Origin of the sequence: Hymenobacter sp. BT559 (assembly GCF_016427535.1) — a bacterium.
In the GTDB taxonomy this organism is placed as follows: Bacteria; Bacteroidota; Bacteroidia; order Cytophagales; family Hymenobacteraceae; genus Hymenobacter.
The window spans coordinates 439,263-460,604 of sequence record NZ_JAELXV010000002.1 but is presented as its reverse complement, the minus strand read 5'-3'; the positions used below and the strand labels follow the sequence as shown (position 1 = coordinate 460,604).

At 59.2% G+C, this 21,342-nt stretch carries 19 protein-coding genes; 16 read left to right on the top strand and 3 right to left on the bottom strand.

What is annotated here, in order from left to right:
- The first annotated feature begins 147 nt into the window (after positions 1-147).
- From JAO77_RS08520 to ccsA (JAO77_RS08490), 7 genes are all read left to right on the top strand, one after another.
- Positions 148-2,061: an NIDO-like domain-containing protein gene (locus JAO77_RS08520; protein WP_198989906.1), complete on the top strand. Its 1,914-nt coding sequence runs from the start codon at positions 148-150 to the stop codon at positions 2,059-2,061.
- Between the two features lie 120 nt (positions 2,062-2,181).
- Complete coding sequence (locus JAO77_RS08515) at positions 2,182-2,859, top strand: heme exporter protein CcmB (protein ID WP_370549925.1); 678 nt, start codon at positions 2,182-2,184, stop codon at positions 2,857-2,859.
- 92 nt (positions 2,860-2,951) lie between these two features.
- Positions 2,952-3,590, top strand: coding sequence for a methyltransferase domain-containing protein (locus JAO77_RS08510; protein WP_198989905.1), 639 nt, complete (start codon positions 2,952-2,954; stop codon positions 3,588-3,590).
- Positions 3,591-4,274, top strand: a complete 684-nt coding sequence (gene ccsA, locus JAO77_RS08505; RefSeq protein ID WP_198989904.1) for a cytochrome c biogenesis protein CcsA — start codon at positions 3,591-3,593, stop codon at positions 4,272-4,274. It begins immediately after the preceding gene.
- A complete protein-coding gene (locus tag JAO77_RS08500) occupies positions 4,246-4,497 on the top strand; it encodes a CcmD family protein (protein WP_198989903.1) in 252 nt (83 codons plus the stop codon). The genes ccsA (JAO77_RS08505) and JAO77_RS08500 overlap by 29 nt, the downstream gene beginning before the upstream one ends.
- A 39-nt stretch (positions 4,498-4,536) precedes the next feature.
- Positions 4,537-4,980 (top strand): cytochrome c maturation protein CcmE domain-containing protein, encoded by a 444-nt coding sequence (locus JAO77_RS08495; RefSeq protein ID WP_198989902.1) that lies wholly within the window; start codon positions 4,537-4,539, stop codon positions 4,978-4,980.
- A gap of 178 nt (positions 4,981-5,158) precedes the next feature.
- Positions 5,159-7,747 (top strand): cytochrome c biogenesis protein CcsA, encoded by a 2,589-nt coding sequence (gene ccsA, locus JAO77_RS08490; RefSeq protein WP_198989901.1) that lies wholly within the window; start codon positions 5,159-5,161, stop codon positions 7,745-7,747.
- Between the two features lie 78 nt (positions 7,748-7,825).
- Here the strand turns inward: ccsA (JAO77_RS08490) and JAO77_RS08485 are convergent, their stop codons facing one another.
- A complete protein-coding gene (locus JAO77_RS08485) occupies positions 7,826-10,582 on the bottom strand; it encodes an NIDO-like domain-containing protein (RefSeq protein WP_198989900.1) in 2,757 nt (918 codons plus the stop codon).
- A 319-nt stretch (positions 10,583-10,901) separates the two neighbouring features.
- On the opposite strand from JAO77_RS08485, the gene JAO77_RS08480 reads away from it, so the two are divergent.
- The 4 genes from JAO77_RS08480 to JAO77_RS08465 all read left to right on the top strand — a co-directional run bounded on the left by JAO77_RS08480 (position 10,902) and on the right by JAO77_RS08465 (position 12,742).
- Entirely contained in the window at positions 10,902-11,714 is an 813-nt protein-coding gene (locus JAO77_RS08480) for a Rossmann-like and DUF2520 domain-containing protein (RefSeq protein ID WP_198989899.1), read from the top strand.
- Positions 11,715-11,754: 40 nt separating this feature from the next.
- Positions 11,755-12,087: a 2Fe-2S iron-sulfur cluster-binding protein gene (locus JAO77_RS08475; RefSeq protein WP_144848752.1), complete on the top strand. Its 333-nt coding sequence runs from the start codon at positions 11,755-11,757 to the stop codon at positions 12,085-12,087.
- 114 nt (positions 12,088-12,201) lie between these two features.
- Positions 12,202-12,438 carry a Fe-S cluster assembly protein IscX gene (gene iscX / locus JAO77_RS08470; protein WP_198989898.1) on the top strand — a complete coding sequence of 79 codons (237 nt, stop codon included), beginning with the start codon at positions 12,202-12,204 and terminating at the stop codon, positions 12,436-12,438.
- Between the two features lie 109 nt (positions 12,439-12,547).
- Positions 12,548-12,742, top strand: a complete 195-nt coding sequence (locus tag JAO77_RS08465; protein WP_144848747.1) for a cold-shock protein — start codon at positions 12,548-12,550, stop codon at positions 12,740-12,742.
- 92 nt (positions 12,743-12,834) lie between these two features.
- On the opposite strand, the gene JAO77_RS08460 is transcribed toward JAO77_RS08465, so the two are convergent.
- The gene (locus tag JAO77_RS08460; RefSeq protein WP_198989897.1) at positions 12,835-13,155 is read right to left on the bottom strand and encodes a 2Fe-2S iron-sulfur cluster-binding protein; all 321 of its coding nucleotides are present in this window, start codon (positions 13,153-13,155) and stop codon (positions 12,835-12,837) included.
- A 92-nt stretch (positions 13,156-13,247) separates the two neighbouring features.
- Positions 13,248-14,255 (bottom strand): NAD(P)/FAD-dependent oxidoreductase, encoded by a 1,008-nt coding sequence (locus JAO77_RS08455; protein WP_198990377.1) that lies wholly within the window; start codon positions 14,253-14,255, stop codon positions 13,248-13,250.
- A gap of 157 nt (positions 14,256-14,412) precedes the next feature.
- On the opposite strand from JAO77_RS08455, the gene JAO77_RS08450 reads away from it, so the two are divergent.
- The 5 genes from JAO77_RS08450 (at position 14,413) to JAO77_RS08430 (ending at position 21,329) form a co-directional block, all read left to right on the top strand.
- Positions 14,413-15,348, top strand: a complete 936-nt coding sequence (locus JAO77_RS08450) for a hypothetical protein (protein WP_198989896.1) — start codon at positions 14,413-14,415, stop codon at positions 15,346-15,348.
- Between the two features lie 63 nt (positions 15,349-15,411).
- Positions 15,412-16,485, top strand: a complete 1,074-nt coding sequence (locus tag JAO77_RS08445) for an MJ1255/VC2487 family glycosyltransferase (protein ID WP_198989895.1) — start codon at positions 15,412-15,414, stop codon at positions 16,483-16,485.
- 94 nt (positions 16,486-16,579) lie between these two features.
- A complete protein-coding gene (gene eno, locus JAO77_RS08440; RefSeq protein WP_198989894.1) occupies positions 16,580-17,851 on the top strand; it encodes a phosphopyruvate hydratase in 1,272 nt (423 codons plus the stop codon).
- A gap of 95 nt (positions 17,852-17,946) precedes the next feature.
- Positions 17,947-18,264 carry an FtsB family cell division protein gene (locus JAO77_RS08435; RefSeq protein ID WP_198989893.1) on the top strand — a complete coding sequence of 106 codons (318 nt, stop codon included), beginning with the start codon at positions 17,947-17,949 and terminating at the stop codon, positions 18,262-18,264.
- A gap of 128 nt (positions 18,265-18,392) precedes the next feature.
- On the top strand, positions 18,393-21,329 hold the full coding sequence (locus JAO77_RS08430; RefSeq protein WP_198989892.1) for a CARDB domain-containing protein: 2,937 nt from the start codon (positions 18,393-18,395) through the stop codon (positions 21,327-21,329).
- Positions 21,330-21,342: the final 13 nt, after the last annotated feature.

Sequence of the window (21,342 nt, the reverse complement as noted above, 5' to 3'; positions counted from 1 at the left end):
TTTGTTTGCGTTAATGCCAATAGCTTACTCATTTTCAGAGTAATTGGTGGTGGCCAGCCTTCTTTTTTTGCCGTATAGCCGCTTGACCTAGGCTGCTGGCTGGCTCACGCTTACTTTTCGGTATGATTTCACTTTACCCCTTATACAATGGGACTTTTCTACTACGCCACTTCCTGGCCGCGCCTGGGCTTGGCGGCGCTGCTCGCAGTAGGTAGCCTGACGGCCGCCCACGCCCAAACTTTTGCTTACCCGTCTAACGCGGCTCAGTCGCTGGTAGATACTTACGCGGACCTAGGCACCACGGGCACCGCCATCGCCACGGCCAATACCGACGATGCCAACTCGGCCGCGCAGGCTATTGGCTTCACGTTCAACTATAACGGCACGGCGTTTACGCAGTTTGTGCTCAATACCAACGGCTACCTCAAGCTGGGGGCTACGGCACCGGCAGCACCCTACTTCTACGGCACCCCGCAGGTGACGACCGGCGGCCCGCTGAACTCAACCACCGACACCAATTTAATTCTTCCTTTTAATACCGACCTGACGGCGGGCGCCACTGCCCCCACCGAGTACCGCGTGGCCACCGCGGGCACGGCCGGCAGCCGCGTGTGCACCATTCAGTGGAAAAACGTGTCGGACAAAGCCTCAACCATTGCCACGCAGTACGCCAACTTTTCTTTTCAGGTCAAGCTCTACGAAGGCAGCAACCAGATAGACTTTGTGTATGGCACGGCCACGGCCGGCGTCACGAGCACGGCCGCCCCGCGCACCGTAGCCGTGGGCCTGAAGGGTAGCAGCCCGGCCGATAACCAGCTGCTAACCGTGCAAAAAGCCTCTACGGCTGCGTGGAACACCGCAATAGCGCAAAACCGCGACTACCCAGTAGCCACCGGCAACTCGGCCCCCACCGCCCACAACGTGCGCGCTACAGTACTGCCCGAGGCGGGGCGGACGTATCGCTTCAGGGCGCCCACATGCCTGGCACCTAGCAATCTGGTGGTTAGTAATATCACGAGCACGTCGGCCACTATCAGCTTCACGGCGCCTGCCAACGGCACTGGGTATGCCCTAGCCTACGGGCCGCCATATTTTGACCCTACTAACGGGGGCACCGTTGTCACGACCACCGGCACGAGCTACACTATCACCGGCCTCACCCCCGGCAATGGCTACGGCGTGTACGCGGTGGCCCAGTGCGGCGCCAACGACCAAAGCCTGGTGAGCAGCTACTTAGCCTTTTCGACACCTTGTACCTCCACGCCGGTAGTTATCAGCACTTTTCCCTACGCCGAGAATTTTGACGCTATCCAGGAGGGCACCTTACCGTGCAGCGCCCAAGTGCTGGATGCCAACCGCGATGGCTACACCTGGGAGGTGATAGCTGGCGCAGGCAATTCTAATTATAACGCGCTGGTGTACCAATACAACGATGCCAACGCCACGGTAGGCGCCGACGACTGGGCCTTTACGCCTGGCCTCCGGCTCCGGGCGGGCTACACCTACCAGCTGCAGTTTAGCTACGCGGCGCTAGACCCCGACTACCCCGAAAGCCTAGAGGTAAAATATGGTACTGCGGCCACACCGACCGGCCAAACTACCCAGCTCTACAGCGCCAAGTCTATTACCAACGAAGACTACGCTACCACCACCGCGGGCCAGGTGGCCACCATCACGCCGCCTGCCGATGGCTTGTACTACATTGGGTTTCACGCCATCAGCGCGCCCGACCGGTCTGCGCTATTGCTCGATGATATTCGGGTGACCGAAAGCCGGGTGCTAGCCGTGCGCAACGCCACTAATACTGTGTTCACGGCCGAGGCCGCGCCCGTGCCCTTTGGCGAAACGCTGACTTTGACACTGAACACTCGCAAGGCCGGCCCCTTGCAAATAACCCTACGCGATGCCCTAGGGCGCGTGCTGCGGCGCAGCACCCAGGCCGCCACGGTGGGCACCAGCGCGCTGGCCGTGCCCGAGGTCGGGACGCTACCCGCGGGCGTCTACTTTATTAACATTGAGCAAGGGGGCGAGTCGCAGGTGCTGCGCGTGGCGCATCAGTAATCGACAGAGGCCCTAGGGTACCTCCTGAAAGCGGCGGCCGGCAGGTCGCCGCTTTTTTGCGCTATAGTGCTTTCTTTAATAAGCTACCCCCAGCCCCGGTGTGAGCCGTATCTTTGCGGCGTGTCGCTGCCCGCTGAAATCTGGCATTTATTGCTAAAAGACCTGCGCCTGGAATGGCGGCAGCGCACGGCTTTGGCGGGCCTATTGCTCTACGTAGGCGGCACCGTGTATGTGAGCTACCTCAGCTTTACGCTGCGCGGCGGCCTACCCCCGGCCCCAGCGTGGAACGCGCTTTTTTGGGTTATCCTCCTGTTTGCGGCCCTAGGGGCGGCGGGGCGCGGCCTGGCCCAAGAGCCCGCCGGGCTGCGCCTGTACTACTACACGGTGGCCCGGCCCGAGGCCGTTATCCTGGCCAAAATAATCTACAACGCCCTGCTGCTGCTGACACTGGCCGCGCCGGGGCTGCTGGTGTACACCATGCTGCTCGGCAACCCGGTGCAAAGCTGGGGGCTGTTTGCGGCCAACGTGGCCGTGGGCGCCATCAGCTTGGCTTCGTCGCTCACGCTTGTCTCGGCCATTGCGGCGCGGGCGGGGCAAGGCGGGGGCGGCACGCTACTGGCCGTACTGGGCTTGCCTGTACTGGTACCCGTGCTGCTCATCGTAGTCAAAATCAGCAAGAACGCGCTCGATGGTTTGCCTTGGGATGTCAGCCAGGGGCCTATGCTTACGCTCATTGCCTTGAACTTTATTGTGGGGGCGGTGTCCTATGTATTATTCCCATTTCTGTGGCGCACCTAGTCATTTAACAGGTATCATTTCGCATTTAACAGCCGCTCAATCTGTCAAATGCACAAAGAGCCACTTGTTAAATGTCAAATGATAGTTGTTAAATGTTAAATGACCTTCCCCCCCAGGCTTTTGCTCGCCGCGACGAAGCGCCCGACCAGGAGTTTTACCGCTTCGAGCGGCTGGTGACGCATATCGACGCAGGTGCGGTGGCGGCCGTGACGCAGCTGTACCGGCAGTTTTTGCCGGCCGGCGGGGCCGTGCTCGACCTCATGAGCAGCTGGGTGAGCCACCTGCCCGCCGAGGTGCCCTACACCCGCGTGGCGGGCCTAGGCATGAATGCCCGCGAGCTAGCTCAGAACCCGCGCCTAACCGAGCACTTGGTGCAAGACCTAAACGCACAGCCGCACCTGCCCTATGGCGACGCCGAGTTTGATGCGGCGGGCATTTGCGTGTCGGTGCAATACCTCACGCGCCCGGCCGATGTGTTTCAAGAGCTGGCGCGGGTGCTGCGGCCCGGTGCGCCGCTAGTGGTTACGTTCTCCAACCGCTGCTTTCCCGACAAGGCGGTGTACGCCTGGCAGGTTCTTAATGATAATGGCCACGTGGCCTTGGTGCAGCAGTATTTCGCGGCGGCCAACTTTGGCCCCACCGAGGTATTTGCGCACCGTCCCAAAGATGGCGACCCACTCTATGGCGTGGTAGGCCGGCGCCCAACCGAATTATTAACTGATACTCACTAATTGCTTATGAAGTGGTGGAAATACCTGACCATCGCCCTGTTGCTGTACACAGTAGTGATGGGTTTCTTGGGCCACGTGCCGCGCCTAGCTATCCTCAACGAGACCGAGCGCAACCTGTACTTCCACGTGCCGATGTGGTTTGGGATGACGATTATCCTGCTGGCCTCGGTCATCAACTCGGTGCGCTATCTGCGCAATCCTAGCTCGCGCCTTGATATTCTGGCCCACGAGTCGGCCAAAACAGGCATTCTCCTAGGGGTGCTGGGCTTGCTCACGGGCAGCCTGTGGGCGCGCTACACCTGGGGCACCTGGTGGACCACCGATGTAAAGCTCAACGGCGCCGCCGTGACTATGCTTATCTACGCTGCCTACCTGGTGCTGCGCGGCTCGGTGCGCGACGAGCAGCAACGGGCGCGCCTGTCGGCTATCTATAATATTTTTGCATTCTCGGCGGCTATCCCGCTTTTGTTCATCATGCCTAGGTTGGCAGAAGCGTCGCTGCACCCTGGCATGGGCGGCAACCCCGGCTTTAGCAAGTATGACCTGGACAGCGCCATGCGGCTGGTGTTTTACCCGGCCGTGATTGGCTGGACGTTGCTGGGAGTATGGATTACGGAAGTGGCTTGTCGCTTGGCTTTTGTGCAAGAGAAGATTTATGAAAAACAAGAAAAACAACTGGCTTAGTCGGGCGGTGGCCCTGCTGCTGCCGCTGCTGCTCCTAGGTGGCGCGGCCCTTGCCCAAGCCCCCGCGGCCGCCGAGCCCGAAATGGCCGACGCCTTGCGCCAGAGCGGCAAAATCTACGTGGTGGTGCTGGTGCTCGTCATCATTGTGGCGGGCTTGCTGGTGTACCTCGTGCGCCTCGATGGCAAAGTAAGCCGCCTCGAAAAAGAAGCAGAAAGCCGCTAAGCCCGGCACGCCTTTCCCCGAAAATCTGTTCTTAACCCAATGAAGAAAACGCACATTTTCGTGTTGCTCGTCATCGCCGCCGCGGTGAGTGTCATCATCAGCACCATGTCGGGCGCTAGCTCCTACGTCACGTTTGCCGAGGCCCGGCAGCAGGCGGCCGCTGGCAACCCCAACAAAGTGCACGTAGTGGGCACGCTGCCCCGCGACGCCTCGAAGCAGCCCCTAGGGCTAGAGTACGACGCCCGCCGCGACCCCAACTACTTTGCCTTCACGCTGGTCGATACCCTCAACGTGGCCCAGCGCGTGGTGTACCACAACCCCGCCCCGCCCGACCTCGACAAGTCGGAACAGGTGGTGATTGTAGGCGCAATGAAAGACAACGTGTTCGTGGCCGACCAGATTTTGACCAAGTGCCCGAGCAAGTACGTGGAGAAGGACCTCGGCAAGAATGCCCCGCCCCCCGCCACGGCTATGCGCAATTAATAGCCCCTAAGGATAAGCTTAAGCCGTCATGCTGAGCTTGCCGAAGCAGCTCGTGTGGCCTAGGAAATCGAACCGTGCGAGCAAAGTGCTTCGACAAGCTCCGCATGGCGGCTTTGCCTTTTGACTTTTAGCTACCCCCGCCGCTAGGCGGTACCTTTGTAGAAAAAATAGTTAGCCTGTGAATTTATTTATCGGAAACTTCGGCCAGGCCAGCGTTATCGTGGCCTTTGTGGCGGCGGCGGTAGCGGCCTACGGCTACTTTCAGGCGGCGCGGGGCCGCGCGCTCGGCGAAGCCGACGGTAGCTGGCTGCGGCTAGCGCGGGGCGCTTTCTTTGTGCACGGCGCGGCTGTGCTGATGGTGGTGGGCGCCCTGTTCAACATCATTCATGCGCACCGCTACGAGTACTACTACGCTTGGTCGCACTCCTCCAACCACCTGCCGGTGCACTTTATGATTTCGTGCTTCTGGGAGGGGCAAGAGGGTAGCTTCCTGCTCTGGATATTCTGGCACGTGCTCATCGGCCTAGGTATCATGAAGTTCAACCGGCAGTGGGAAGCGCCGGTGCTGGCCGTGTTTGCGGCCGTGCAGGCCTTCCTGGTAAGTATGATTCTGGGCGTAGTGGTGGGCGGCACCAAGATTGGCTCGTCGCCTTTCATTCTGCTGCGCGACTTCCTCACCGACCTGCCGGTGTGGAAAACCCAGCCCGACTTCGTGCCTAAGGATGGCAACGGCCTCAACGCCCTGCTGCAGAACTACTGGATGGTGATTCACCCGCCCACGCTGTTCCTGGGCTTTGCGCTCACGCTGGTGCCGTTTGCCTTTGCCATCGCCGGCCTCTGGAAAAAAGAATTGACCAGTTGGGTAAAGCCTGCTCTGCCGTGGACGTCATTCGGCGGCGCGGTGTTGGGCATCGGCATTATGATGGGCGCCTACTGGGCCTACGAAACCCTGAACTTCGGCGGCTACTGGAACTGGGACCCCGTGGAGAATGCCATTTTTGTGCCGTGGCTGGTGCTCATCGCGGCCCTGCACGGTATGGTGCTGTGGCAGCGCCGACGCACAGGCCTGCGCACGGCATTTGTGCTGGTGGTGTCCACGTTCGTGCTCATTCTCTACGCCACTTTTCTCACGCGCAGCGGCGTACTAGGCGCCGCCTCGGTGCACTCGTTCACCGACCTCGGCCTGTCGGGGCAGTTGCTTATCTACCTAGGCTTCTTCACGGTGCTGGCCGTGGGCTTGCTGGTAAAGCGCTGGAAGAGCATCCCAATTTCGGAAAAAGAGCTTGATGCCTACAGCCCCGAAATGTGGGTATTTGTGGGCGCCACGGTACTGTGCTTGGCTGCTTTCCAGGTGCTATTCACCACTAGCATTCCAGTATACAAAGCTTTCTTGGGCTTCTTCGGCATCAAGGCTAACATGGCGTTGCCGGCTGACCAGATTTCGTTTTACACCCGTATTCAGCTGTGGAGCGGGGTGCTGATTGCCTTCCTTTCGGGCATCGCGCAGGTGATGTGGTGGCAGCGCAATAACAAGGAATCGGTAATCAATGCCTTTGCGCCCAGCATAATGCTGGCGCTACTGGGTACGGCCCTAGGGGTGCTTTTGCTGCGCTACTTCGGCCATCCCATCACGGTGCCTTACGCCATTTTGCTGGCGGCGGGCTTGTTTGGCGTGCTGGCCAATTTTGGCACCTTGTTCGGGCTGTGGCAGCGAGGCACCACCATTTCGGGCGGCGCGGTAGCCCACATCGGCGTGGCGCTGATGCTCCTAGGTATGCTGGGCTCGGCAGGCTATTCCGACAACATTTCGCGCAACGTGACGGGCCGCCTCATTTCGCAGCAAATGACGGAGGAAGAGAACAGGGACAACGTGCTGCTGCTGCGCAACGAGACCATTCCGATGCACGGCTACGACGTGACCTACACCGGCCAGTACCTCGATGTGCCCGGTGTACCCGGCTACGTAAACACGCAGCTGCTCTACCGCACCGACGACGAGTATAAGGCCGTAGCCCGCGGCGATATCAAGCGCGATGACAAGGTGTATTTCAAGACTGGTGACACGCTCGAAATCCGACCCGAGAACACGTACTACCGTGTTAACTACGAGGATAAGAAAAACGGCGAGTCGTTCACGCTCTATCCCCGCGCGCAGATAAACGAGGAAATGGGCGGCATTCTGGCTTCGCCAGCCTTGCAGCGCTACCTAGGGCACGATATTTACTCGCACATTACCTCCGTGCCCGACCCGCGCAAGGAGCAACCCTGGAGCCCGAGCATACCGCACGAGCTGGCCGTGGGCGATACGATTTTCCTGAACGATTACTTCGCCGTATTCCGGGCCATCGAGCAGGCCCACTCGGTACCGGGCGTGAAGCTGCAGCAAGGCGACATTGCCTTGCAGGCCGACATGATAATCTCGGGTGAAAAGGGCCGGCAGTACCACGCGCACCCCATATTCGTGCTGCGTGACCGCCAGGTGGGCAGCGTGCCCGACGAAGTCGAAGACCTAGGCCTGCGCCTCACACTGAACCAGATTGACCCAGTGAAGGGCAAATTCACCTTCGGCGTAAGCACCACCGCCAAAGACTACATTGTATTGAAAGCGACCGCCAAACCCTTCATCAACCTGCTGTGGGGCGGCACGCTGCTCATGGGCCTCGGCCTGTGCCTCAGCATCCGGCAGCGCCGCACCGCTAAGGCAGCGCCGGTTGCGAAGCCAGCCACCGGCCGGGCAGGCGCACAGCGCCCGCAGGCCGTGGCCTAGGTTAGCTTATTTTTTCTAACAATAGAAAAGGCCACCCCAGCGGGGTGGCCTTTTCTATTGCTCTAGGTGCCCTACAGCTTACTTCATGACCGAAAGCTGGCGCAGCGCGTACTCATCGCCGTTCATCACCTTGAGATGGTAGAGGCCGGCGGCAAGGTGGCTCAAGTCTAGCTTATTAGTGAAATTGTCGCGGGCTGTGCCCACGTACACCCGCTGGCCGATAGTATTCACGACTTCTACTTGCAGGCCTTTTTGCGCATTGGCCCCGACGATAGCCAGGTCAAACACGCCCGTAGTCGAGGGGTTGGGGAATACCGAGATGGACCGTAGCAGCGCCTCCGATGTAGCAGTAGCAGTAACGGCTGTCACCGTCAGGTCGTCGATGTACAGGTTGCCTTGGTTGGCGGCGCTGGTGACGTGGAAGCCCACGTACTGGGTGCTGGCCCCAGCTGGCAGCAAGGCCACTACGGGCGTGGAGGCCCCGCCAGCCTGCGCGTAGGCGAGGTTGTTGATGGTCGCGTTGGTGTACAGCAAGTTGGTTTGGCCGGCGGCCGTGGGCGCCGTGCCCGACTTCACTTCGAGGCTCTCGGTAAAGTTGGACGTACCTGCCCCGATGCCCGCCGCCCGGTAGCGGAAAGCCACCTGGTAGCGCGTGCCTGCCGTGGCCGGCAGCACCAGCGGCGGCGTAAAGAACCAGTCGTTAGCGGCCGTGTTATTCACCACTGCGCCTTGGTAGCGCATGGCGTAGGGCCCCGAGTTGGGGTTCTCGGTCGAGATTCGCCAGGTAGTGCCGTCACCATTGGCATCGAGCGTAGTGATGCCGCACGGCAGCGCCTGCCCCGGCAAAATGGTGTCGAAGTTCTGGTTGTACGGGAAAGCCGCTACCGTCGTCTGGGGGTCGCAGGCCGTGATGAACGTAAGCGGCGCCGAGTAGATGCTGGTACCGCCGGCGGTGCAGTTGCTGCGCACGTACACCTGGTAGCTGGTGGCCGGCGTGAGGCCGGTTATTGTCACTGGCGAGGCAGTAGCCGCTACAGTAGTGCCCCCTGTGCTCACATTAAAGCCCGTGGGGCCATAGACCAGTTGGTAGCTGCTCGTGCCCGTGGTGGGCGGCGTAAATGTAATAGTGGCCCCGTTGGGCGTTATGCTGGTGGCTGCCACGGCCGTCGGCGGGGCGCAGTTGGGCACGGCGGTGCCTATCTCAATGGCCACGCGCGCCTTCGGGCTGGCATTTACAAAGTCGGTCCAGGTAGTACCCGTGGTGCTGAAGAAGAACGTACCTGGCCGGATGGGGTTTTCGTCTTGGTAGTTGATGGAAATGCTTGCCAGCGCGCTGGTAGTGCCGGTTTCGCGTACTCCGACAAAGAAGGTAGCAGGCACCGCAATACCAGGCAGCGTCACCGTGACCGGGCCCGCGGCGGGCGTACGGGTTTGGGTCGGCGACGTATAGAGCAGCTGCCCAGGCAGGCTGCCCGAGCCGGTGGCATCGTACAGCAGCACTTGGAATGATGACGTATTGTTAGAGCTCGCGGCCAGCGTCAGCACCACGTCGCTGACGACAGTGGCAGCGGGCAGGCTAAACTTCTGCACCAGCCAGCCATTACCCACCCCCACGCTGCCGGCCGTAGTGCCGGTAGGATTGGTGTACGATAGGCGGTTAGTCGTTACGATTTGGCCGTAAGTGGCGGTATTATTGGCAGTGTTGTCATCGGTAGGCACCGTCACCGTCACCACATTATCGCCAGCGGTCAGCGTAGTGGGGTAGGCCGCAAACGTAACCGTAGTAGATGCTCCTGGCGCCAGCGAGGCAATGATTTTGGTATCGCTAAACGTGTTGGCGCCCGTCACGGCCAGGCTCACGGGAAGGTTAGTTTGGGCAGCGGCCCCAGCATTGGTTACTACGGCGCGCACCGTATGCGGCAGGGCGGTTTGGGTAGCCAGCTTGCCTAGGGTGTAGATGCCAGACACGGCCGCATCGTTGGGCGGGGCCGTGGCAAAGCGAAACGTGCGCCCTAGGTCGGGCCCATAGGTGCGGCGGTAGTTAAGCGTACTATTATTGTAAACGCCCGTAATAAAAATGGCCGTTGACCAAGCAGCGGTCGAAGATGCTTTGTTGACCAGCACATCCTGCCCGGCCGAGCTGCCCGAGCCTTTGATACCGACCGTTGGAAAGCGGTTGATGCTGGCGCCAGCCGTGGCCGACACTACCGGGCCGTACACAAACTCGATAGTGCCCGTGGCCTGGTAGAGCTTTACCTGAAACTCAAAATTGTCGAACTGCGTGACATTTACACTGCCCGCTTTGTCGCGCACGTTTTTCCACTGAATAGTGCACACCTGGTTGGTACCCGTGCCCGTGGTAGCCACCCGGTACTCGGCGGGGCCCACGCTGCCATCCTGCAAGTCGAAGTTGAACGGCGCCAGCAGGTTCACGTCGGCCGGGTCGGCGCTGGTGATGGGGTCAACCCCCGCCGCCTGGCCATTTTCGTAAACCCCAAACAGGTTGGGCACCGACGGCGCGGCGCTTCCTAAGCGCATAATCCCGTTGGTGTTCAGCACGAACTGCGTGAATGACGCGCCGTTGTAGTTGAACGTAAACCCGATATTCTGGGGCGCTGAGTTGGCATCATCGGTGTTGGCCGTAGTGATAACCGTGCTCCCGCTCACCGTGGCCAGGTCGGTGTAGGTACCGGGCACGTTGGAGGCCGTCGCTACCGCGTAGTTGAGGACCTGGGCCTGGGCCGCCACCGCAGCCCCACCCGCCAGCAGCGCCGTGAGGCCGAGCTGCCGCAGCCGATGTAGGAACCCAGTTGTCTCAGCGTAAGGTTTTTTCATGTAAAAGCAAAATGAGGATGAGCGTAAAATGTGATAAGCAAGGCTGCACCAGCCGCTGTACTACGGCAAGAAGCGTGGCCCGGCCCACTGCCGTGGTTGCCGAAAGGCTTCATACGTAGGCGCAAGACTTGCAGCGGTGCTAGCTGGTGCAAGAACCTTTAAACCCACAAGATGCTAATTTTTTATGGAACTTTCGGCGGGTAGAATGGTACTTCTATCCTAGGCTTGGTCAGTACCGGCCGCCACCTACTAAACCAAGCTGCTAAGGTTCACTTGCTTGTTCAGCCATTAGCCGCTTTCATATTCTTCGATTGTTCTCATGCGCATTGGCTTATTCGGAACAGGACGCGTAGCCACGGCCCTAGGGCCCGCGCTCACCGCCGTGGGCCACGAGTTGGTTTTTGTGGCGGCCCGCACGCATGCCAGCGCGCAGGCCCTCGCGACCCAGCTGCCAGGTTGCGTAGCCCTCGTGCTGCCGCTGGTGCAGGCCCTGCCCCCGGCCGACCTCTACCTGCTGGCCGTGCCCGATGCGGCGGTGCCCGCCGTGCTGGCGGCTGTGGCCTGGCCGGCGGGCGCGCTGGTAGCGCATCTGGCCGGGGCGCTGCCTGTGGCAGTGTTTGCGGCGCAGCCGCAGGTGCGCGGCGGCGTGCTCTACCCGCTCCAGACGTTCAGCCCCAGCCGCACCATCGACTGGCCAGCGGTGCCCTTCTTTATCGAGGCGCCCGAAGCCGAGGCCGAAGCTCAGCTGTTAGCGCTCGCTCATAGCCTCAGCCAACATGTGGCGCGGCTCAACTCGGACCAGCGGCTGCAGCTGCACCTAGGGGCCGTGTTTGCCAGCAATTTTACTAATCATGTGCTAGGTATTGCGCACCAGTTGCTGGCCGAGGCAGGCCTTCCTTTCGACCTACTGGCGCCGCTGGTGCGTGAAACCGTAGACAAGGCCCTAGGTGCCCAGCTGGGGCCCTTTGGGGTGCAAACGGGCCCGGCCGCCCGCCACGATGCCCCTACCCTGGCCGCCCACACGGCGGCACTGGCGGCCCATCCCGCCTGGCAATCGCTTTATACACAGCTCACGCAGAGCATACAGGCGGCAGAGGCGGCATCTGTGGTGCGCCCGCCCAGCCCTGCCTAACTTTGTACTTTCAACTGGCTCACTGGGGCCCACTACTATTTTGCAACCCTCCACCATCATCTTTCAGTTTCAGGACGGCCAGCCTCCTCAAACGCACGTAGCTGCCAGCGGCGAGTCGGTGCTCGACGTAGCTCTCAACAACGGCATTCAGCTGCAGCACAACTGCGGCGGTGTATGCGGCTGCAGTACCTGCCACATCTACGTGGACAAGGGCATGGACGACCTGCCCGAGATTTCCGATAAGGAAGAAGACTTCATCGACCGGGCCATCAGCCCGCGTATTAACTCGCGCCTGGCCTGCCAGTGCGTGCTGCCCAACGAGCAGCTCGAAGTAGTCGTCACCATTCCGCCCCAGCACTTCCTAGGGCACTAGTTTTTTAATTGTTAGTTGTTAATGGTTGATTGTTAAGGATTGGCTAACAGCCTTTTGTTTCCTTTTTAGTTACTCACCATTAATAATTAACCATTAACAATTAACCACTAAAAAATGAACCATTACGAGCCGCCCATCGAGTGGGCCGACCACGAGGACATTGCCATCGCGCTCTACGAAAAGTTTGGCGACGACTTCACTGAAGCCAAAATCTACCGCATCCGCTTTACCGAGCTGTTGGAGTGGATTCTGACCCTGCCCAACTTTGCCGGTACCCGCGAGCAAGCCAACGAAGGCCACCTCGAGCAGATTCAGGCCAAGTGGGTGTATGAGTGGCGCGACCACCAGTAAGCTAAACCCCAACGCCCTAGGGCCGTATGACGAAAGCTTACTAACCCAGCCAGCCCCGATGCTTGGTTGGCTGCGGCCGTGCCAGCGAGTATTTTTTCTTTTTTAAGCTATGAAGACCGGAACAGTAAAATTTTTCAATGAAACCAAAGGCTTTGGTTTCATCACCGACGACACCACCCGCGAGGAGTTTTTTGTGCACGTCACGGGCCTCAATGGCGGCCAGATTCAGCAAAACGACCGCGTAGAATTTGAAACCCAAGAGGGGCGTAAAGGCGTAAACGCCGTGAACGTGCGCCGCATCTGAGGCGTCGCTACGTTGGGTTTATCCTGAAAAAGGCCTTTCCATTGCTGGAAAGGCCTTTTTTGGTATCAATTACGTCTAGTAATGTCGGCGCGCTAGGCAGTTTCGGCTAGGCGCACCACCAGCCCATCGACGCGGGGCGTGAGACGAATTTGGCAGCTGAGGCGGCTGGTTTCGTGCAGCACGGGCAGGGTGTCGAGCATGGCCCACTCATCTTCACTGGGCTCGGGCAGGGCAGGGCCAGCCAGCACCTCTACGTGGCAGGTGGCGCACAGCGCCATGCCGCCGCAGGTAGCCTGAATAGGGTACTCATTGGCTTTCAGCAGCTCCATCAGGCTCAGGCCCATGTCGGTGGGGGCTTCTAGCTCGCGCCGCTGGCCGGGCGCCTCTTCTACATAAACTCGAACGTCAGTCATAATTAAGTTAAGAGTCAAGAATTAAGAGTTAAGGGTTAGGAAGGCGCGTCTATTGGCTCACTCTTAACTCCTAACTCGCAACTCTTAACTGCTTACATCGAAGGCACCCCGTTTACGGTTGTGTACTTGAGGGTGTATTTTTTGTCGGGGTAAATGTACTTAAACGCGCCCTGGCACATCAGCGCCGCCTCGTGGAAGCCACACAAGATGAGCTTGAGCTTGCCCGGATACGTGTTGATGTCGCCAATGGCATACACGCCGGGCAGCGACGTGCTATAGTCTAGGGTATTTACCACTACGGCGTCGTTGTCGAGCTCCAGGCCCCAGTCGCCGATGGGCCCGAGCTTGGGCGTGAGACCGAATAGGGGCACGAAGGCATCAATGGGCACAGTCACGGCTTCACCATTATTGCCGGTGATGGTGACTTGTTCCAACATGTCGTCGCCGTGCAGGTGCGTCACGTTGGAGCTGAGCACGAGCTTGATTTTACCGGCTTCGGCCAGGGTTTTCACCTTTTCGGCCGAGTCGGCAGCGCCGCGGAAGGTGGTGCCGCGGTGCACCAGTGTCACATCGGCAGCCACGTTGGCCAAGAAGTTGGTCCAGTCGAGGGCTGAGTCGCCGCCGCCCGCAATCACAATTTTTTTGTCGCGAAAATGCTCGGGGTCGCGCACCATGTAGTGCACACCTTTGCCGCTCTCAAAGCGCTCTAGGTTCTCCACGGCCGGCTTGCGCGGCTCAAACGAACCTAGGCCGCCCGCAATAGCTACGGCCTTGCACTGAATCTCGGTGCCGTCGGTAGTGTAAAGCTGAAACGAGCCGTCTTCCAGCTTAGCAAAGCGCTCGACCCGCTCCCCTAGGGTGAAGGTGGGGTGGAACGGCTCGATTTGCTTCATCAGGTTGTCAACCAGGTCGCCAGCCAGCACTTCGGGATAGCCCGGAATGTCGTAAATCGGTTTCTTGGGGTAAATTTCGGTGAGCTGGCCACCGGGCTGCGGCAGGGCATCCACGACGTGGCAACGTAGCTTGAGCAGACCGGCCTCAAACACGGCAAACAAGCCCACTGGCCCGGCCCCGATGATGCAGATATCTGTCGAAATAATCTCGGGCATTACTGGAAATTTAAGTATTTAGAATGAGTACAAAGATACGACTGAGGGGGTGGACTACCGTGGCGTCTACGGGTTTTTGAGGGCTGGTGTAGCAGTATTGGCGCGGTTTTCGTTTTGGCGGTGGCACACTTGGCCGCATCTTTAGCATATGTCTATTTCTCTTACTCCTTCGCTGGCGCGCCTGGCCGCCCTAGGGCTGCTGGCAGCTACGGCCTGCACTGCGCCGCGTTCCATCACTACATCGGGCAAAGTCACGCCGCAGGGCGAATTTCGACTAGCTTATAACCAAGGTTTTAACGTGGCCACGTCGCCCCTCAGCAAAGCGGGCTCGGCGGTGCGCAGCGCCGCCAGTCAGCTCGGCACTCAAGCCGCCAACGGAGAGAAGGTAAACTACTCGGGCACCGTGAGCGACGTGCAAACCGCTGCCCTCTCCTACCTGCTCGACCCCGTGCAGCCGGCCGCCGACTTTAGCGTGCGCTACGGCATCGTGCCGCGCCTCGATGCGGGCTATAAATACGCCCTAGGCTCGCACGTGTTCGATGCGGCTTACCAGTTGCTGGGCCCCACCGGTTCGGTCGAAAATCCCGAGCGCGGGGCCGCCAGCGGCACCACCTACGCCAGCGTGGGCCTGCAATACGCCATTCAGCGCACCGGTCTGCCCAAAATCGCCTTCCTCAACGACCTCAACAACTTGCTGGGCCTTTCGGCCACGCGGCAAGACCTGCTGGTTCCGCTCACCATCAGCCAGTCGTTTGGGCCCGAAGAAAGCATCGGGGCCATCAGCTACGGCGCCGTGTATGCGCACTCGTGGGTTAGCTACGGCTTCACGCCCAACAACTTATACAACAGCGCCGGCACCGCCCGCTTGCCCGACCTGCCCCGCCAGAGTCGCAATTACTCGTCATATGGCCTGTTTCTCAACGTGAAGGTGGGCTACAAGTATGTGTATTTCGTGCCGGCCCTCAGCGTGTATTACCAGAACTACGGCTCTTACACGCTCGTCGATGGCAGCACCACCTCGCTCAGCGGCACCACCTTCATCCCGTCCCTAGGGGTGCAGTTCCGCATCCCCAGCTTTAAATGAAAAGCAACTGTAGCTTGGGCTTTATAGTCCAAGCCACGTTCTTGCCACCCCAATTTCATCACTATGACCATCTTATACGGCGTACCCGGCGAGGGCCTAGGGCACGCCACGCGCAGCAAAGTCATCATTGCCTGGCTGTTGGCCGAGGGGCACGATGTACGGGTGGTCAGCAGCTCGCGGGCCTTTGCGCTTCTCGATAAGACGTTTCCGGGCCGCGTGCTGGAGATTCAGGGCTTCCACCTAGCGTATAAGAAGCTGACGGTGTCGAAGTCGCGCACTGTTGGCCTCACGCTGCGCACGGCGCCCGAGGCGCTGCGCACCAATTTTCGGCAGTACCGGCAGCTGCTGCACGGCTTCCGGGCCGAGGTGGTGATTAGTGATTTTGAGTCGTTCAGCTACTTCTACGCCAAGCTGCTGCGCGTACCGGTTATCAGCATCGATAATATGCAGATAATCAGCCGGGCGCAACTCGATGTGGCCGTACCTGAGGAAGAACAGGAAAACTTCGACGTGGCCCGCTACCTAGTGCGCGCCAAAGTGCCGCGCGCCAAGCATTACCTTATTACTACGTTTTTTGAGCTGCCGTTGCGCCCGCGCTATGCTGAGCGCACTACGCTGGTGCCCAGCATCATCAGGCCCGAGATACAGGCGGCGCAGCCGACCAAAGGCGACTACGTGCTGGTGTACCAAACGGCCACCAACCAGACCGACCTAGTCGAGATTTTGCAGCAAGTCCCTGACCAAGAATTTCGGGTGTACGGCTTCAACAAAGACGAGGCGCACGGCAACGTGCTGCTGCGGCCCTTCTCCGAGGCGGGCTTCATTGCCGAGCTGGCAGGCTGCCGGGCGGTGCTCACCAATGGCGGGTTTTCCTTGATTTCGGAGGCCGTGTACCTGCACAAGCCGGTGTGCGCGGTGCCCATTCCGGCGCAGTTTGAACAGTGGCTGAACGCAGCCGAGATAGAGCAGCGCGGCTACGGACGGCACTTCGAGTCCATCACGGCGGCCAACGTGCAAGCCTTCCTAGGTCAGCTACCGGCTTATGAGGCGGCCCTAGGCACTTATCAGCAAAACGGCAACGAGGAATTATTCACAAACCTGCGGAAAATATTGACTGGGCTGGCGACAGTGGATTAGCTAGGTGCCTGACCTTACCTTTGCCCGGCTGGCCTAGCCACTCGTGGCACCCTAGGACAGCACCTCATAGCTTCTTCACCTCATCACCAGAAAAATGAGCTACATCGCAGCCATCCACGCCCGCCAGATTTTTGATTCGCGCGGCAATCCGACCGTCGAAGTTGACGTAACCACCGATTCGGGTACCGTAGGCCGTGCCGCCGTACCATCGGGCGCCAGCACCGGTGTGCACGAAGCTGTAGAGCTGCGCGACGGCGACAAGGCCATGTACCAGGGCAAAGGCGTGCTGAAAGCCGTTGAGAACGTAAACACGAAGATTGCCGAAGAGCTGGTAGGCTTCTCGGTATACGAGCAGGGCCTGATTGACAAAATCATGCGCGAGCTCGACGGCACCCCCAACAAAGGCAACCTAGGTGCCAACGCCATCCTGGGCGTGAGCCTGGCCGCCGCCCGCGCTGCGGCGCAGGAGCTGGGCCAGCCGCTGTACCGCTACGTAGGCGGTGTGGGCGCCAACACGCTGCCCGTGCCCATGATGAACATCTTGAACGGCGGCTCGCACGCCGACAACAAGATTGACTTCCAAGAATTCATGGTAATGCCCGTGGGCGCCAGCTCGTTCTCGGAGGCGCTGCGCTGGGGCACCGACATCTTCCACACCCTGAAGAGCGTGTTGAAGAAGAAAGGCTACAGCACCAACGTAGGCGACGAAGGCGGCTTTGCTCCTGATATTCAGTCGAACGAAGAGGCTATCCAGATTGTACTGCAAGCCATCGAGCAGGCTGGCTACCAGCCCGGCGAGCAAGTAATGATTGCTCTCGACCCCGCTGCTTCGGAGTTCTTCCAGGACGGCCACTACCACTTCAAGAAGAGCACCGGCGACAAGCTGACGCCCGAGCAAATGGTGAGCTACTGGGTAGACTGGACCAAGAAATACCCCATCATCAGCATCGAAGACGGCCTGGCCGAGGACGACTGGGCGGGCTGGAAGAGCATCACCGACCAGGTGGGCAAGAAAATTCAGTTGGTGGGCGACGACTTGTTCGTGACCAACGTAGAGCGCCTGCAGCGCGGTATTGATGAGCACATTGCCAACGCCATCCTCATCAAGGTAAACCAGATTGGCTCGCTCACCGAAACCATCGACGCCGTGACCCTAGGTCGCCGCAACGGCTACAAGTCTATCATGAGCCACCGCTCGGGTGAGACCGAAGACTCGACCATCGCTGACCTTGCCGTAGCCCTGAGCACCGGCCAGATTAAGACGGGTTCGGCTTCGCGCTCGGACCGGATGGCCAAATACAACCAGCTACTCCGTATCGAGGAAGAGCTGGGCGAAATGGCATACTTCCCCGGTAAGAAAATGTAAGGAGCCGCCGGCTTCTACTTAAGGAAGGCCCTGTTTCGCTAGCCGAAGCAGGGCCTTCTTTTTTGCTTAGCTTTGTAATCAGCTCATTTTTGGCCATGCAACTCCCCGCCTTCCTCTTCCCCATCCTGCGCGTGCTGCGCAATTTCTACTTCCTCACTGGCGCGGCCTTTGTGGTGTGGATGCTACTTTTTGATGGCAACGACCTAGGCAAGCAGTACGACATGTACCGTAAGTGGAAGGAGCTGCGCAACGAAAAAGAGTACTACGAGTCGAGCATCGAGGCTGTGAAACACGACCGTGCCGAGCTACTAAGCTCGCCGGCCCTGCTCGAAAAGTTTGCCCGCGAGAAGTACCTCATGAAGCGCCCCGGCGAGGACGTCTTTGTGCTCGTGCCGAAGGAAGAAGATAAGTAACGACCTAGGTAGGCAAGCCCTATCTTTTTGCAAAAGGCCCGCTATTCATTGAATAGCGGGCCTTTTGCATGTAGCACTATTACCTTCACCGCATAAATAGTTATTTAGCTAATAATCATTGCTATTGCATGAAAGTTTCTACTTTTCTTTATACTTTACTTTTATCATTGTTGGTCTTACTGCCGGCTAGGGTGCGCGCTCAAACCTACCTGCTGCCCACCACCGGCACCGCCAACTATACCACCTGCGCGGGCACCCTCTACGACGACGGTGGCCCCGACAATTTCTATGATACCGAGGCCCGAGGCAGCGTGACGCTGCGGCCTGGCACGGCGGGGGGCAAGATTAAGCTGGCTTTTAGCTTGCTGGAGCTGGACAGCGTGCGCTGCAACGTGACGGTGTACGATGGCCTCGATACCAATGCGCCCTACATCAGTAAGTTTTACCACGGCCTGCCTACAGTATATGCCACGGGCAGCACGGGGGCTCTCACCGTCGTGTTTTCGAGCTACGGTGGGCAAGCCCGGCGAGGAATAGCCGCGGCCATCAGTTGCGTCACGAGCGCGCCGCCAACCGACTTAGCGATGCAAAACCTACGCTTGGATGTAGCGAGCGTACCAACCAACGATGATTTTGAGGCGGCGCCGCGCGTGGCTAATCTAAGCGGGCCCCTTACCCCCTACACCTTGCGATATCTGCTCTCGACCGACAAGCTGGCGAGTACCAATGACGAGGTGCTAGGCACCTCTACTTGGTCGCTAGCGCAGGGCGATTGGACTACTAGCCCGAAGACCCTCCGCGTGCCAGCATATATGGCTCCAGGCGCTTACTACGTACTGGCCGAGGTAGTACCATCGAACGCAGCCGTATATGATATCAACTACACCAACAATGTAGCTTGGGCGCCGCTCACGGTGCTAGCCCAAACCCTGGGAGTTGACTTGGCTATTACGGATGCAACTAATGATACATACTGGCCGGTGGCGGCAGGAGAGTATTTCTATGCGAGAGAACGAGTTCAGAACATAGGTCGGACCTTGGCTATGGCCTCCCAGGTAGGCTACTACCTCTCGGCCGATGCCACTCTGAGTCCCGATGATACGCTGCTTGGCACCGAGTTGGCCGAGGTGCCTATCGGCAACAAATTCACCTCGATGATTAGTCCGCTGAGCCTGCCTGAAAACACTGCCCTAGGTACCTATTACCTGCTGAGTGTGGCTGACTACGACGACCAGGTCATCGAGGACAATGAGCAAAACAATGTGCGCGCGCAGAAACTAACGGTGGTGCCGCCAGTTGTCAATGTATGGTTTGAAAGCACTCGCACTGTGGCCCCTACCCAGCCAGCGGCGGGCGGCAACCTATACGTTAAGTGTTCCATACAAAATAAAGGCAGTGCGCCGATTGACTCTGTTAGCGTAGGCTACTACCTCTCGGCCGACCAGGCGCTTAGTGCCGACGACATTTTGCTAGACCAAGCTTCGGTGCAGCAGTCTGCGGCAGGACCTTACGCATATTATACCATCACGCGCACGCTCACCATTCCGGTGGGCACCCCCTTAGGCAAACGCTATCTCCTGCTAGCAGCCGACCCCCTCAACCAGCTAGCTGAAAGCAACGAAACTGATAACCTAGTAGCCATCGCGCTCGATATCGTAGTGCCGGTGGTAGACATCGCCATCAGCTCACTGCAGTATAACGGCACCTCACCCCCCGCTGTTGGCTCATTACTGTCGCTTCGCTACAACCTCAGCAACCTAGGCACCACGCAAGCCTACCCTGTCGAGGTGGGTTACTACCTCTCGACCGATAACCTGCTGAGCGATGACGACGTGCTGCTACGTCAGCCACTGAAGACCTCACTGACTCTAGCCGGTGGTGCCAGCCAAGTATCGTATGTATCGGACCCATATGGCCCTTTTCTGCCGGCCAATACACCGCCGGGTGCATACTACCTGCTAGCCGTAGCCGACCACCTAGCGCAGCTGCCCGAAACGAACGAGACTAATAACGTAGCAGCCGTAGCCATCCAGATTGGACTGCCGGTAGTGGACTTATCATTGGACTTTAAGCCCAATGTCCTCCCAACCCAAACCTCAATCGGGACAGTCATTAACCTTGGATACTATTTGTACAACACGGGGACTACGCCCGCTCGCACCCCGGTCGCCAGCTTTTATTTATCGACCGACAAGCAGTTGAGCAGCGACGATATCCTTATCGGAGCCGAGCGGATTAGGAATACCCTGTACCCTAACGGGTCGGTCTATCGCTCCGGCGGGCTAGCCATTCCACCTACTATTGCGCCGAGAAAATACTATTTGTTGGGCGCAGTAGATTATCTGAATGAATTTGCCGAAACTGACGAAACCAACAACGTGCAGGCGGTGGCGTTAGCCATCACGTCCGGTCGCCCCAATCTTGCCGTCCAGGCCGGGCCTTACCTTTCGTCCAAGCAGATGGTAGCGGGCAGCACAGTTGCCACCGAAAGCTACGTCAACAACATCGGCGCGGGCCTGGCCAGCGCCTCGACCGTAGGTTACTACCTCTCGACAGACCCTGTATTTACCCCTGATGATGTCTTGCTTGGTAGCACGCCTGTGGCTGAGGTGCAGCCCTACTCCTCGGCTACCGTGCCGGGAAGGCTGACTGTGCCAGCAGCTACGGCAGGCGGACGCTACTACGTGTTGTTTGTGGCTGACCACCTCAATAAGCTCGATGACATTGACCGCAGCAACAATGTGGGCCGCACCACTATCACCATCACGGCCTTACCTCTCGCCACCCGCGAGCAAACGGCGGGCTACGAGCTGCACGTGAGCCCCGTGCCTGCGCCCTCAGGGAAGCCAGTGCGGGTGCAGTTCAGCGGCTCCGGCGCGCGCACCGAGGCCAGCGTAGGGCTCTATAATGACCTAGGGCAGCTCCTCACCACGCGAGGCCTGGTGCTGGTGCCAGGGCAAGCTAACGAAGTAGAAATTTCGACTGCTGGCCTAGCCGCCGGGGTGTACATTTTGCGCCTTACCGGCCCCGATCTAGCTGCGGTGCGCCGCGTGGTGGTAGATTAATCAGTAGTAGGTT